Origin of the sequence: Propionicimonas sp. T2.31MG-18, from assembly GCF_964266745.1 — a bacterium.
Classification (GTDB): Bacteria; Actinomycetota; Actinomycetes; order Propionibacteriales; family Propionibacteriaceae; genus Propionicimonas.
Window position 1 is genome coordinate 93,673 of record NZ_CAXWGX010000028.1, and the last position, 12,778, is coordinate 106,450.

The 12,778-nt window shown below is 74.0% G+C and carries 13 protein-coding genes; 6 read left to right on the plus strand and 7 right to left on the minus strand.

Features of this window, described 5'->3' with window-relative positions; all coding sequences use genetic code 11:
* Window positions 1–67: 67 nt before the first annotated feature.
* Window positions 68–1,066 (minus strand): diacylglycerol/lipid kinase family protein, encoded by a 999-nt coding sequence (locus ACFQQJ_RS14995; RefSeq protein ID WP_377107684.1) that lies wholly within the window; start codon window positions 1,064–1,066, stop codon window positions 68–70.
* 54 nt (window positions 1,067–1,120) lie between these two features.
* Window positions 1,121–2,008: a fructose bisphosphate aldolase gene (locus ACFQQJ_RS15000; RefSeq protein WP_377107685.1), complete on the minus strand. Its 888-nt coding sequence runs from the start codon at window positions 2,006–2,008 to the stop codon at window positions 1,121–1,123.
* Between the two features lie 124 nt (window positions 2,009–2,132).
* Here ACFQQJ_RS15000 and ACFQQJ_RS15005 point away from each other — a divergent pair, with 124 nt between their 5' ends.
* Both ACFQQJ_RS15005 and ACFQQJ_RS15010 read left to right on the plus strand, forming a co-directional pair.
* A complete protein-coding gene (locus ACFQQJ_RS15005) occupies window positions 2,133–2,648 on the plus strand; it encodes a hypothetical protein (RefSeq protein WP_377107687.1) in 516 nt (171 codons plus the stop codon).
* Window positions 2,649–2,722: 74 nt separating this feature from the next.
* Window positions 2,723–4,078, plus strand: a complete 1,356-nt coding sequence (locus ACFQQJ_RS15010) for a hypothetical protein (RefSeq protein WP_377107689.1) — start codon at window positions 2,723–2,725, stop codon at window positions 4,076–4,078.
* Window positions 4,079–4,081: 3 nt separating this feature from the next.
* On the opposite strand, the gene ACFQQJ_RS15015 is transcribed toward ACFQQJ_RS15010, so the two are convergent.
* Genes ACFQQJ_RS15015 through ACFQQJ_RS15025 form a run of 3 tightly spaced genes read right to left on the minus strand, consistent with a single transcriptional unit; the run spans window position 4,082 to window position 7,673 of the window.
* Complete coding sequence (locus ACFQQJ_RS15015) at window positions 4,082–4,936, minus strand: MaoC/PaaZ C-terminal domain-containing protein (RefSeq protein ID WP_377107691.1); 855 nt, start codon at window positions 4,934–4,936, stop codon at window positions 4,082–4,084.
* Entirely contained in the window at window positions 4,936–6,405 is a 1,470-nt protein-coding gene (locus ACFQQJ_RS15020; RefSeq protein ID WP_377107693.1) for an SDR family oxidoreductase, read from the minus strand. The genes ACFQQJ_RS15015 and ACFQQJ_RS15020 overlap by 1 nt, the downstream gene beginning before the upstream one ends.
* A complete protein-coding gene (locus tag ACFQQJ_RS15025) occupies window positions 6,405–7,673 on the minus strand; it encodes an acetyl-CoA C-acetyltransferase (protein WP_377107695.1) in 1,269 nt (422 codons plus the stop codon). Before ACFQQJ_RS15025 ends, ACFQQJ_RS15020 begins: the two co-directional genes overlap by 1 nt.
* Before the next feature lie 63 nt (window positions 7,674–7,736).
* On the opposite strand from ACFQQJ_RS15025, the gene ACFQQJ_RS15030 reads away from it, so the two are divergent.
* From ACFQQJ_RS15030 to ACFQQJ_RS15040, 3 genes are all read left to right on the plus strand, one after another.
* A complete protein-coding gene (locus tag ACFQQJ_RS15030; RefSeq protein ID WP_377107697.1) occupies window positions 7,737–8,381 on the plus strand; it encodes a TetR/AcrR family transcriptional regulator in 645 nt (214 codons plus the stop codon).
* Entirely contained in the window at window positions 8,378–10,318 is a 1,941-nt protein-coding gene (locus tag ACFQQJ_RS15035) for an acyl-CoA dehydrogenase (RefSeq protein ID WP_377107699.1), read from the plus strand. The genes ACFQQJ_RS15030 and ACFQQJ_RS15035 overlap by 4 nt, the downstream gene beginning before the upstream one ends.
* Window positions 10,319–10,389: 71 nt before the next feature.
* Window positions 10,390–10,926 (plus strand): hypothetical protein, encoded by a 537-nt coding sequence (locus ACFQQJ_RS15040; RefSeq protein ID WP_377107701.1) that lies wholly within the window; start codon window positions 10,390–10,392, stop codon window positions 10,924–10,926.
* 52 nt (window positions 10,927–10,978) lie between these two features.
* Here ACFQQJ_RS15040 and ACFQQJ_RS15045 read toward each other — a convergent pair whose 3' ends face one another.
* On the minus strand, window positions 10,979–11,290 hold the full coding sequence (locus ACFQQJ_RS15045; RefSeq protein WP_377107703.1) for an AzlD domain-containing protein: 312 nt from the start codon (window positions 11,288–11,290) through the stop codon (window positions 10,979–10,981).
* Entirely contained in the window at window positions 11,287–11,964 is a 678-nt protein-coding gene (locus ACFQQJ_RS15050) for an AzlC family ABC transporter permease (RefSeq protein ID WP_377107705.1), read from the minus strand. Before ACFQQJ_RS15050 ends, ACFQQJ_RS15045 begins: the two co-directional genes overlap by 4 nt.
* A 126-nt stretch (window positions 11,965–12,090) precedes the next feature.
* Between ACFQQJ_RS15050 and ACFQQJ_RS15055 the strand changes: the two genes are divergently transcribed.
* On the plus strand, window positions 12,091–12,726 hold the full coding sequence (locus ACFQQJ_RS15055) for a pyridoxamine 5'-phosphate oxidase family protein (RefSeq protein ID WP_377107707.1): 636 nt from the start codon (window positions 12,091–12,093) through the stop codon (window positions 12,724–12,726).
* The last annotated feature ends 52 nt before the right edge of the window (window positions 12,727–12,778 follow it).

Genomic DNA, 12,778 nt, shown 5'->3' on the forward strand with positions numbered 1-12,778 from the left:
CCGAAGGAGCTTTGACCCCGCTTCCCGGCTGGGAAGCTGAGCCGGTACAGCGACTACGCGGAGAACCCTAGCGCCTGTCACCCGAGTGGGGAACAGGTTCAGCGGGCGAGCCGTGCGCCGAAGCTGCCGAATTCTGCTCCACGGGGGCCTCCGGGCCCACCCGGACGGTCAGTGCACCGGGCCGGACGCGGCACCGCATGCGCCGCCGGGGGCCCACCGCGTCGCCGTCCAGCTGGGCCTCGACCGGCTCCCTGGTGACGACCTCCACCGTCTCGGAAGTGAGGTGGACGAGCGCCGGGTGGCCGTAGCGGCGCACCGAGAGGACGTGCAGGCCGATCGCGAGCCAGGCGGAGATCGACCTCGGCGAGGCCAGCACGGTGTCGAGCCGGCCGTCGTCCAGGGCTGCGTCCGGGATCAGCCGCATGCCGCCGGTCAGCTCGCCGCAGTTCGCGACGAGCACCGTGCGCGCGTGCTGGCTGACGGCGCGCTGCCGTTCGGCGGTGACGCGGACGCCGAAGCCGAGCCGGAACAGCGCCGTCGCGCCCGAGATCGCGTAGGCCAGCCAGCCGACCTTCTTCTTCAGCCGGTCGTCGACGCCGGCCATCATCTCCGCGTCCAGGCCCATCCCGGCCATCACCAGGAACACCGCAGGCGGGTCGTCGTCCCAGGCCACCTCGCCCACGTCGATGGGCTGCCCCTTCCCGGTGAGCGCGACGTCGAGGGCGGACGCCAGGTCGTCGACCGGGAGCCGCAGGTTGCGGGCCAGCAGGTTGCCGGTGCCGCCGGGGAGCAGGCCGAGCGTGCAGTCCGTCCCGACGAGGGCACTGGCGACCGCCCGCACCGTCCCGTCCCCACCCAGCGGGCACACCAGTTCGGCCCCGTCGGTCATTGCCGCCCGTGCCTGGCCCTCCCCGGGGTCCTCGACAGTGGTGGAGTACCAGCGGGGGCGCGGCCAGCCGCGGTCGTCGCAGAGCTGGTCGAGGTCGCCCCTGACCTCCTCCACGTCGTCGAACTTGGACGGGTTCACCACGACGGCCCAGGGCCCGGGCGCAGGACGGTCAGGCATGCCGGAACTCTATGTCGTGGCCGAAACCGGCCGCGGCCCACCGATCGGTCGGCATCAGGTGAGCGATGCGGTGTAGATCGAACCGATGGAGGCGGCGAGCGCCGCGTCGAACTCCGCGTCGGTCATGTCGGCCCGAAGACCCTCGGTCAGCGCGCGGCTGAAGCTGGCGATCAGGCCGGCGTTGAGCGCCAGCAGGCGGTTCGCCTCGTCCCGGCCGTAGCCGCCCGACAGTGCGACCACCCGGAGCACCGACCGGTGCGCGATGAGCTCCTGGTACAGGTTCGGCTCGGTCGGGATGGTGAGCTTGAGCATCACCCGGGTCCCGGACGGGAGGTCGGCGAGTCGCTCGATGATGCCAGCCGTCACCATGGCCTCGCAGGCGGCCCGGTCGGGTGCGGTGATGTCCACCTCCGGCTCGATGATCGGCATCAGCCCCGCGTCCAGGATGCGGCGGGCGGCGGCGAACTGCTGGTCGAGCACCGCGTCGATGCCGGCAGGGTGGGCCGACTGCACGAGCGAGCGCATCTTCGTCCCGAAGACGTGGCGCGCTGTGGCGCGCTCGAGCAGGTCGTCGAGGTCGTCCATCGGCGCCATCAGCCGCACGCCGTCCGCGGCCTCGGCGAGCCCCCGGTCGACCTTCACGAACGGGACGATCTGCTTGTAGTCCCACAGGTAGTCAGGGATGCCGACGTCGTCGATGTGGCGGTCCATCGTCTGCTCGAACAGGATCGCGGCAAGCACGCGGTCGCCGGTGAAGGCGGAACTGGTGATGATCCGGGTGCGGAACGCGTGGATCAGGTCGAACATCTCCGCGTCCGAGGAGTACCGCTCGGGGCCGATGCCGTAGCGGCCGAGCGCCCCCGGGGTGCTGCCGCCGGACTGGTCCAGGGCCGCGACGAAGCCCTTGCCGGTCTCGATCCGCGAAAGCTGGCTGGTATCCATGGCTCCTCCTGACACCCGCCGCCGGAGGCCGCCGATGCCCCCGGCGGGGCCGCACATCGACCACTTCCAGCCTAGGCCGGGAGGTCGGCGCGCGCCCGGGCCGGAACCGAACTAGTGTCAGGTCATGAGGACCAACGGTGCGCTTCAGATCATCTTCGCGTTCTTCCTTGGGCTGGTGGTGGTCGCCTTCGTCGGCATCGGCGTCAACACCTTCTACCCCGAGCCGCCCTACACGGGCCAGGAGGGCATGGACTGGAACTCGCAATGGCGGCTGGTCACCGGCATCATCCTGCTGGTCTGCGCCACCCTGTTGCTGGCGGTCTCCCTGTTCCTCCCCGAGGACCAGGGCGTGCTCTCCAACGGAATCCTGCTGGGTGGGGTCTTCACCATGGTCTACGCGGTCGGCATGACCGTCACCAGCGACCGCAGCGTGCTGCGGTTCGGGGTGGTCGCCGTCGCGCTGGTGGTGACGATCGCCATCGGGTACGTCAAGTTCGTCCTCGCCCGGCGGCGGCGGGAGGCCGGTGCTGCGCGGACGGCCGGCGAGGAGGGTGCCGCGGCGGTCTCGGCCGACCTGGCCGGGCGCCTGGCGGTGGTCGAGGGCAAGCTGGACGCCCTCGCGCGCGCCCTCCACGGCTGAGGCCCCGACCGCAGGGTGAGCCGATCTCCGACTGATCCGCGCACCCGCGGTGCGCGGGTGGTTACCCTACGTGCATGAGCCAGTCTCCGTGGCCGCCGCGGATCGGCGACGTGGTCAACGGCCACCAGTGGAACGGCGCCCAGTGGGTGCCCCTCCCGCCCCAGGTGGGCCAGATCGTGAACGGGCACCGCTGGGACGGTCGCCAGTGGGTGCCGCTCACGGCGACCCCGCCGCAGGCCACCGTGCCGCAGGCGCCCGTCCAGCAGGCACCCGCGCAGCAGGCACCGGTGATCGGGCAGGTCGTGAACGGGCACCGCTGGGACGGCCGCCAGTGGGTGCCGGTGCAGCAGGCCCCCGCGATCGGACAGGTCGTGAACGGCCACCGGTGGGACGGTCGGCAGTGGGTCCCGCTCGGACCGCAGGTCGGCGAGGTCTCCAACGGCTACCGCTGGGACGGCGTCCGCTGGGTGCCGGTCGCCCCGGCAGCCCCCGCCGTCGGCGAGGTCGTGAACGGGTACCGCTGGGACGGTAGCCAGTGGGTGCCGCTGGGGCAACCCGCTCCCGCGCAGCCCGCGGCAACCCAGCCCGTCACCGCGCAGCCCGTCCCTGCGCAGCCCGTCCCTGCGCAGGCCGGCCCAGCCCAGGCCGGCCCTGATCAGGCAGGCCCTGCGGCACCGGTGCTGCCCCGGCCCGCCTCGGAGGCCCAGCCCACGGCGGCGCAGTCGGCGCCGACCGCGCGCATCCTTCCCCCGCCCGAGGCCCCCGGCCCGTCGGCTGCCGCTGCCGACACCCCGGAGCGACCCGAGTCGCCTCCGGGGACACCGTCCACCGATGCTCCCGCCACCCCGTCTCCGGCGACCCGGGCACCGGCGTCCGCGATGCCGACGCCGGTGTGGGCCCTGCCGTCCCCGCAGCCGGCACCGCAACCCGCTGCGCCCCCGGTCGTGCCGCAGCCCGTCCCCCCGCAGCCCGCCCCGCAGCAGCCTGTGCCGCAGGGGCCGCTCACCGCGCTGTCGGAGCTGCGCAGGCTGTCCGACGCGTGGCAGTTCGAGTGGGGCCAGAAGGGCGACGTGGTCACGATGCACCGGGTGATCGCCGAGCAGAAGGCGTTCATGATGACGTCGCGGCTGGAGTACCACGCGCGGGTCCGGGTGGACGACGCGCACCGCGAACTGCGGTTCACCGAGTACCTCAAGGAGTCGGGCGCAGGGGTGACCGGCGGCGGGGACGACGACTCGATGTCCATGGGCTTCGGCGTCCAGCGCTCGAGCTACAACACGCGCTCGGACGGGATCGCGGAGGCCATCGAGGAGCAGGTGCAGCGGTACCGGCCGAAGTATCCGATCGACTTCCGCTACGACCTCGTGCGCGAGCAGGCGAAGGGCCTGGCCGACGCCGTCGGCTACGCGTTCCGGTACGGGCCGTTCTGAGCCTCAGGTGCGCACCCGCGCCACCAGGTGGGCGCGGGCGCCGTCCCGGCTGGTGACGGCCGCGGACCACCCGTCCCGTTCCGCCTGCCACCAGGCGCCGACCGTCGAGGGCAGCAGCACCGGGCGCAGGAAGTCCACGTCCACCGCGTAGGTGGCGGGCAGGCGGGCGTCGAGTGCGGCGAGCAGCCGTGCGTGGGTCCACATCCCGTGGATGATCGGACGGGCGAAGCCGAACGCACGCGCCGCCAGGACGTTGGTGTGGATCGGGTTCGGGTCGCCGGAGACGCGCCGGTAGTCGCGGCCCAGGCCCGCGGCCAGGCGCCACAGGGCAATGGGGGAGCGCGGCTCGACCGCGGGCCGGGTGACCTCGTCCGGCTCACCGGCCACCCGGGCACCGGGCGCCAGGTAGGTGCTCACGCCCTCCCAGACCGGTTCGTCGCCCCTGCGGACCTCGCCGACCATGTCGAGCAGCGCACCCCTCCGGTGCGGGCGGAGGTTGCCGGCGCGCACCGACACGTCCAGCACCTCGCCGGCGGCGACCGGACGGTGCAGGCGCATCCGGTTCGACACGTGCACGACGCCGGCGAGCCGGATCGTGGACTCCGGGCCGGAGAGCAGGTGCACGTGGAGCGGGAAGGTCAGCACGTGCAGCCACGTCGGCGGGACGGCGTCCCGCACTCCGAAGCCGCAGACCCGGTCGTAGTCGGCCAGGCGAGCCACGTCCTGCCGAACGCCGGTCACGACGGCGGTCGACCGCGGAAGGCGGGCCGGCCCGCGGTGCAGGGACGGCAGCGCTGCGCGCGCGAAGAGCGGGCCGAGGCGCGGCATCCCGGCCAGGAGGTCGACGTCGGCGTCCATCAGGCGCCGACCAGGTTCTGGCCGCAGACCCGGACGACCTGCCCGGTGACGCCCGCGCTGTCCGGGTCGAGGAAGTAGCAGATCGTCTCGGCCACATCCACCGGCAGGCCGCCCTGGCTGAGGCTGTTCGTCCGGCGGAACACCTCGCGCTGAACGAACGGGATGCGGGCCGTCATGTCGGTCTCGATGAAGCCGGGCGCGACGGCGTTCACCGTGATGCCACGCGGGGCGAGCTCGGGGGCCAGCGCGCGGACGAGCCCCGCCACGCCGGCCTTGGACGCGGCGTAGTTGGCCTGTCCCCGGTTGCCCGCGATGCCGGAGGTGGAGGCGACGCCGACGATCCGGCCGCCGTCGGCCAGCCCGCCCGGGCGCCCGTCGAGGAGGACCGGGTTGATCCGCAGTTCGGCCTCGAGGTTCACCGAGAGCACCTGCGCCCAGCGCTGCGCGTCGGTGTTCACCAGCAGCTTGTCTCGGGTGATGCCGGCGTTGTGCACGATGCCGTACAGGTGGGCCTGCCCGCCGTGCCGGGACGCCACGTGGGCGGCGATCCGCTCCCCGGCGTCCGCGGCGGTGACGTCGAGCTGCAGCGCGGTCCCGTGGAGCCGGTTGGCCAGCGCGGCCAGTGCCTCGCCGGCCGCCGGGATGTCCACGCAGACCACCGTCGCGCCCTGCCCGGCTGCGACTGTCGCGATCTGCGCCCCGATCCCCCGGGCCGCCCCGGTGACCGCGACGATGCGCCCGGCGAGCGGCCGCGCGTCCCCCCGCGCGTCGACCCGCCGTCCGCCCCCTCCGCGTTCGCTGCCGAGTGCAACGCCCGCTGCCGGAATTCCGGCAGCGGGGGTTGCACTCGGGGGCAGGAACGGGGTGGGGGTGGGGGAGGGCGAGAGGGGGAGGCGGGGGGCGACGATCCAGGACTGGCCGTCGACGAAGGCCGAGCGGCCCTCGAGCAGGAAGCCGAGGGTCGAGGCGAGATCGGACGCGGAGGTGCCGGCGGCCACGAACACCAGGTTGCAGGTGGCACCGCGGCGCAGTTCCTTGCCGACGGTGCGGCTGATCCCGTCGAGGGCCTGGCGGACGGCGCGCGCCTCCAGGCCGTCCACGTCGTCGTCGGCGACCAGCACCACCCGCCCGGACGCCGCCAGCGCCCGCAACGCGGGGCGCAGCACCGCCCGGAGCGCCTCGAGCTGATCGATGCGACGCAGGTCTCGCGCGTCGACGACGATGCCGCCGATGCGCCCGGGGTAGGCGGGCGGCTCGGGGCCGTCGTCGAGCAGCGGCTCCCCCGCGCGGACGCCGAGCAGGGCCAGCGTGTCCGACACCAGCGTGGAGCCGGCCAGGGACGCCAGCACCAGCGGCTCGTCCGGCAGGGCCGGCCCGCGACGGAGCACCGGGGGCTCCGCGAGCCCGAGGCGAGAGGCGACGGCGCGTCCCGGTGCCGAGGTGAACGCCCGCTCCAGCAGCCCGGCCATCACACCGCCTCCAGCAGCGCGACGACGCCCTGGCCGCCGGCAGCGCACACCGACACCAGGCCGCGCGCGCCGGTGCCGCGCTCGTGCAGGAGCTTGGCCAGCGTCGCGACGATCCGTCCGCCGGTCGCGGCGAACGGGTGCCCGGCGGCCAGCGAGGAGCCGTTCACGTTCAGCCGGCTGCGGTCGATCGCGCCCAGCGGGGCGTCGAGTCCCAGCCGGTCGCGGCAGTAGCGCTCGGACTCCCAGGCGGCGAGCGTGGCCAGCACGGTGGACGCGAACGCCTCGTGGAGCTCGTAGAGCTCGACGTCCTGCAGCGACATCCCCTGGCGGGCGAGCAGCCGCGCCGCGGCGTGGGTCGGCGCCAGCAGCAGGTCGTCGCCGGCGACGTGGTCAACAGCGGCCACCTGGGCGTCCACGATCCGCGCCAGCGGCGGCAGCCCGTGCGCCAGGGCCCACTCCTGCTCGGCGAGGAGCACCACGGCGGCGCCGTCGGTGAGCGCGGTGGAGTTGCCGGCCGTCATCGTGTCGCCGAACACCGGACGCAGCGCGGCCAGCTTCTCCACGGAAGTGTCCGGGCGCAGGACGGTGTCCCGGGACACCCCGAGGTAGGGGGTGACCAGGTCGTCGAAGAAGCCCGTGTCCCAGGCGCGGGCGAGGTGGGCGTGCGACGCGGCGGCCAGTTCGTCCTGTGCCTCCCGGGAGATGCCCCACGCCGCCGTGGTCGGCGCCTGGTGCTCGCCCATCGACAGCCCCGTCCGCGGCTCCACGACCTGCGGCGCCACGGGCGCGAGGTGGCCGGGCCGGATCGAGGCCAGCGCGCGGAGCCGCTCGGGGATGGTGCGGGCGCGGTTGGCTGCGAGGAGTGCCCGCCGCAGTCCCTCGCTGACGGCGATCGGGGCGTCGGAGGCCGAGTCCACCCCGCCGCCGATCCCGACCGACGCCTGCCCGAGGGAGATCTTGTTGGCGACGTACACGACGGCCTCCAGGCCGGTGCCGCACGCCTGCTGGAGGTCGACGGCCGGGGTGGTCGGGGCCAGCGCGGACGACAGCACGGCCTCGCGGGTCAGGTTGAAGTCCCTGCTGTGCTTGAGCGCGGCACCGGCCGCCACCTCGTCCAGCTCGCTGCCGGCGAGCCCGAAGCGCGCGACGAGCCCGTCGAGGGCTGCGGTGAGCAGGTCGGTGTTGCCCGCGGACGCGTAGCGGGTGCCCGCCTTCGCGAACGGCGTCCGGTTGCCGCCGACGACGACCGGGGTACGGGGAAGCTGCATCGGTCCTCCTTTTATTCGATACCGACGGTAGCAGATACGTCAGGTACTGGGTACTGTGGAGGGGTGACCACCGATGGACGCGACACCCGCTGGGCCGAACACCGCCTCACCCGCAGGAGGGAGCTGGTGGAGGACACGTTGCGGGCGATCCGCAAGCACGGCGCCGGCGTGGGCATGGACGAGATCGCCGCGCAGGCGGGCACCTCCAAGACGGTGATCTACCGGCACTTCGGCGACCGCGCCGGGCTGTACGTCGCGGTCGTGGCTGCCGTCCACGAGTTCATCCACGCCGACCTGAGGGTCGCGCTGGAGCTGACCGACGCCGACGACCTGCGCGTGCTGGCCCACGACCTCGCCGACGCCTACCTCTCCCTGGTCGAGCGCGACCCCGACATCTACCGGTTCGTGCTCAGCCCGCCGTCGCTGGAAGCCGCGTCGATCGACCCCTACGGCGGCCTGCCCGAACTCATCGGCAGCCACGTCAGCCGGGCCTTCGCCGGCCACCTGCGCCGGCACGGCCAGGACCCGTCCTGCGCGACCACCTGGGGCCACGGCCTCGTCGGCTTCATCCGGGCGGCGGCGGACGCCTGGATGGCCACGGAACCCCGCCAGCCGCGCGCGGTCGTGCTGGCAGAGCTCGACGCCTTCTTCACCCCGGCCCTGGCCGTCGGCCTGGCCGCCGTCCCCCCACGACAGGAGCAGGAATGACCACGTTGCTGAACCCGCCTGAGACCGTGCCCGGAGAGGACCTGAGCGTTCTCGGGGCGAGCCTGCGCCGTGCGCTGGACGGCCCCTGGGCCGACCGGCGCGCGGAGGCCAGGGCCGCGTTCCCGTCCGAGAACCTCCACCGCGATCCCGGCCAGTCGATCGAGGAGGCCCGCGACTGGGTGCTGGCCCGGCTGCGCGAGCTGTCGGACGCCGGCTTCGGCGCGGCGGGCATCCCGCGCGACGCCGACGACCCGGCGGACCCGGCAGCAGCGGTGGTGGCCTTCGAGATGCTCGCCCACGGCGACCTCTCCACCCTGATCAAGTCCGGCGTCCAGTTCGGGCTGTTCGGCGGCGCGGTCACTAACCTGGGCACCCGCTGGCACCACGACACGTTCCTGCCGGCCATCACGCGCCTGGACCTGCTCGGCTGCTACGCGATGACCGAGCTCGGCCACGGGTCGGACGTCGCGAACCTCGAGACCACCATCACCTACATCCCGGAGACCGACGAGTACGAGGTGCACTCGCAGACCCCGGGCGCGACCAAGGCCTACATCGGCAACGCCGCGCGCGACGGCTCGATGGCCGTGGTGTTCGGCCAGCTGCTGGTGCAGGGCCGTCACCACGGCGTGCACGCCGTCCTCGTGCCGATCCGTGACGCCGAAGGCAACGACCTGCCGGGCGTCACCACCTCCGACCACGGTGCCAAGGGCGGCCTGCTCGGCGTCGACAACGGGCGGCTCCGCTTCGCCCGGGTGCGGGTGCCGCGGCAGATGCTCCTCGACCGGTACGGCGGCGTGGGGGAGGACGGCGTGTACCGCTCGCCGATCGAGAACCCCAACCGGCGGTTCTTCACCATGCTCGGCACCCTCGTCCGCGGGCGGGTGTGCATCGCCGCCGGGGCGGGGATCGCCGCCCGTCGCGGCCTGTCGATCGCCACCCGCTACGCGCTCACCCGCCGGCAGTTCCCCGCACCCGGCCACCCCGACGGCGTGGTGCTGCTGGACTACCTCACCCACCAGCGACGCCTGCTGCCCGCGATCGCCCGGGCCTATGCGCTCGGGTTCGCCCAGAACGAGCTGACGACCGCGCTGGCGCACGTCCAGGGTGGCGGCGAGCACACCGAGCGCGAGCAGCGCCAGCTGGAGACCCGCGCCGCCGGGCTCAAGGCCCTGGCCACCCGGTTCGCGAACGACACGATCCAGGAGTGCCGCGAGGCGTGCGGCGGCGCCGGCTACATGGCCGAGAACCGCCTGGTCGGTCTCCGCGCGGACGCCGACGTCTTCGCCACCTTCGAGGGCGACAACACCGTGCTGCTCCAGCTCGTGGCGAAGGCCCTGCTCACCGACTACCGGCAGGTCTGGGGGGACCTCGACCGGGTCGGGATGGTCCAGCAGGCGGCGAAGCTGGTCGGCGGGACGGTGCTGGAGCGGACGGCGGCCAACCTGCTCGTCGACCGCCTCGTGGCCACCGCCCGGAGGCGCCCGGAGGAGCTGGCGCTCGTCGACCGCGGCTGGCACGCCTACCTGTTCGAGGAGCGCGAGCGGCATTCGCTGGAGTCGCTGGCCCGGCGGACGCGGCGCGCGGACAGCCGCAGCTTCGAGTCGGTGAACCGCCTCGGCGAGCACATGCTCTTCGTGGCCCGCGCACACCTGGAGCGGGTCACGCTCGAGGCGTTCATCGCCGGCATCGAGGCCTGCGCCGACCCGGAGGCCCGCCAGGTGCTCGAGCGCCTGTGCAGCCTCTACGCTCTCGGCAGCATCGCGGCGGACGCTGCCTGGTTCCTGGAGCACAACCGGATCTCGGCGGGCCGTGCCAAGGCGGTGAACGCCCAAGTCAACGCGCTGTGCGCGGAGCTGCGCCCCTCGGCGCTCGACCTCGTCGAGGGGTTCGGCGTCCCCCGGGCCTGGCTGGGAGCGAGTGCGCTGGACGCGTGACGCCTGTGACAGGTGTGACGAGGGGGAGGACCGGTTTGGCCAACCCGCGCCCGGGGCAGCAGGATGGCCACATGGACTTCCCGGTGCGGCTCGGCTGGTGGCCGGTGCTGCACCTCGTCGTGGCACTGTCGGCCATCTCCCAGGGGGCGATCCTGGTCGGGGTCTGGGCGGCGAACCTCACCCTTGCCGGTGACCCGGCGGCCGGTGAGGCCATCGTCGCCGCCATGGTGGCACTCGGCTGGGTCGAGATCGGGCTGAGCGCCGTGATCGTCATCGGGCTGGCCGTCGGCGCCTGGCTGCACCGGCCCCTGTGGGCCCGGGGCGTGGCGTCGGTGATCATCGGCATGGTCCTGCACTGGGGCTGGTGGCTCCTGGACCGCCGCGTCGACGTGTTCGGCACCGCGGACCTCACCGTCCCCGACATCGAGGCACGGTTGCAGCTGCGGCTGTGGACGATGCTGGGCATCGACGTCGTCTCCGTCGTGGCACTCGTCCTGGGCGGCATCCTCCTGGTGCGCCACCGTCCGCGCTCCCGGGGTGAGTCCGACGAGCTGGACGAGGAGTGGGCTGTCGAGGACGCCGACGAGGCGGGCGCGCGGCGGGCGTGAGCCCGGCGACCCCGCGTCCGGCGTGGCCGCGTGCGGCTCACGACGGCCCCGCTCAGGGCAGCCCGAGCCGCCGCCCCACGGCCGCGGCCACCCCGCCCACGATCACCACGACGATGTACGGCGCCCTCAGGCGCAGCGCGACCGCACCCGCGGCGAGGGCGAGGAGCCGGGAGTCGAGGGCGATCGACTGCCCGCGCCCGACCGCGTTCATCACCGTCAGCGACGCCAGCAGCCCGACGGTCAGCGCCCCGGCCAGCTCGTGGAAGACCGGGCGGTCGAGCAGAGACTGGGGGAGCAGGTACCCGGCGAGCTTGATCAGGTAGGCGGCCAGGCAGGCGCCGAGCACCCAGGGCCACAGGGTCATGGCGCCACCACCGCTCGCCGGCGCCACGCCCACCAGCCCGCTGTCACCGCTGCGGCGACGAGCACGGGGATGCCCGGCGGCAGCAGCGGCAGTGTCAGCAGCGTGGCCAGCGCGGCGACGACCGCGATCGCCACCGGGTCACGGCCGTGCAGCCGGGGCCAGAGCAGCCCGAGGAAGGCCGCCACCGCGGCGCCGTCCAGGCCCCACGCACTGAGGTCGCCGATGCTGTTGCCGACCAGCGCCCCGACGAGCGTGGACGCGTTCCACAGCACGTAGACGCCCACACCGGCCGTCCAGAAGCCGCGGACGCGCTCGTCGTGGTCGTCCTGCGCGGTCGCGGTCGCCGTCGACTCGTCGATGGTGAGCTGGGCCATCAGCGGGATCAGCCGTCCCGGCGGCCGGATGAGCGCCTTGAGCTGCATGCCGTAGACGCCGTTGCGGATGCCGAGCAGCGTCGCCGCGGCCCAGGCCGCCGCGCCCGTCCCCTGGCCGGCGACCACGCCGATGAAGGCGAACTGCGAGCCGCCGGTGAACATCAGTGCGCTGAGCGCGCAGGTCTGCCACACGTCCAGGCCGGAGCCGACCGAGAGCGCGCCGAACGAGATCCCGTAGACGCCGACGGCGACGGCGATCGACAACCCCATCCGGACGGCGGGGGTCAGTCGGCTGCGCACGGCGACAAGCTAGCGCAGCCGGTCGGACGCGCGGCGTCCGCATCTCGCCGCGCCGGCACCGGGGACGCGGGGGAGGGCCTGCTCGGGGGAGAATCGGCCCGACGAACGGACCGACAAGGAGGGACCATGGGCCGCACGCTCCTGCCCACCCGCATGCCAGAGCGCGCGTCCAGCGACCGCGCCGTGCTCGACGCGCTGCTCGACGAGGTGCTCCTCGCCCACGTCGGACTGGTGCTGCCGGAGGGCCCCCTGGTCCTCCCGATCGGCTTCGCGCGCGACGGCGACCGGCTGATCTTCCACGGCTCGACGGGCTCCCGCTGGCTGCGCGTCCTCGCCTCCGGCGTGGACGCCTGCGTCACCGTCACTGCCCTGGAGGCGATCAAGGTGGCGCGCTCGGCGTTCGAGTCGGGGATGCGGTACCGCAGCGCCTGCCTGTTCGGCCGCTGCACGCCGCTGACCGGTGCGGAGGCCGCGCACGCCCTCGACCTGTTCACCGACCGGGTCCTTCCCGGGCGCACCGCGGAGGTCCGGCCGAGTACCCGGAGGGAGCGTGCGGCGACGATGGTGCTGGCGTTCCCGATCGGCGAATGGTCGGTGAAGACCGCCGACGGCTTCCCCGAGGACCCGGCCGAGGACGTCGCCGGCGACGCGTGGGCCGGCGTCGTCCCGCTGGCGACCGGCTACGGCGCCCCCGTCCCCAGCCCGGACCTGCGCGACGGCATCCCCGTGCCGCCCTCGGTGCGCGCGCTCACCGGACGCTGACGCCGGCGACGGCCCGAAACGCGCCGAAGCCCCCGCCGCGGGGCGGGGGCTT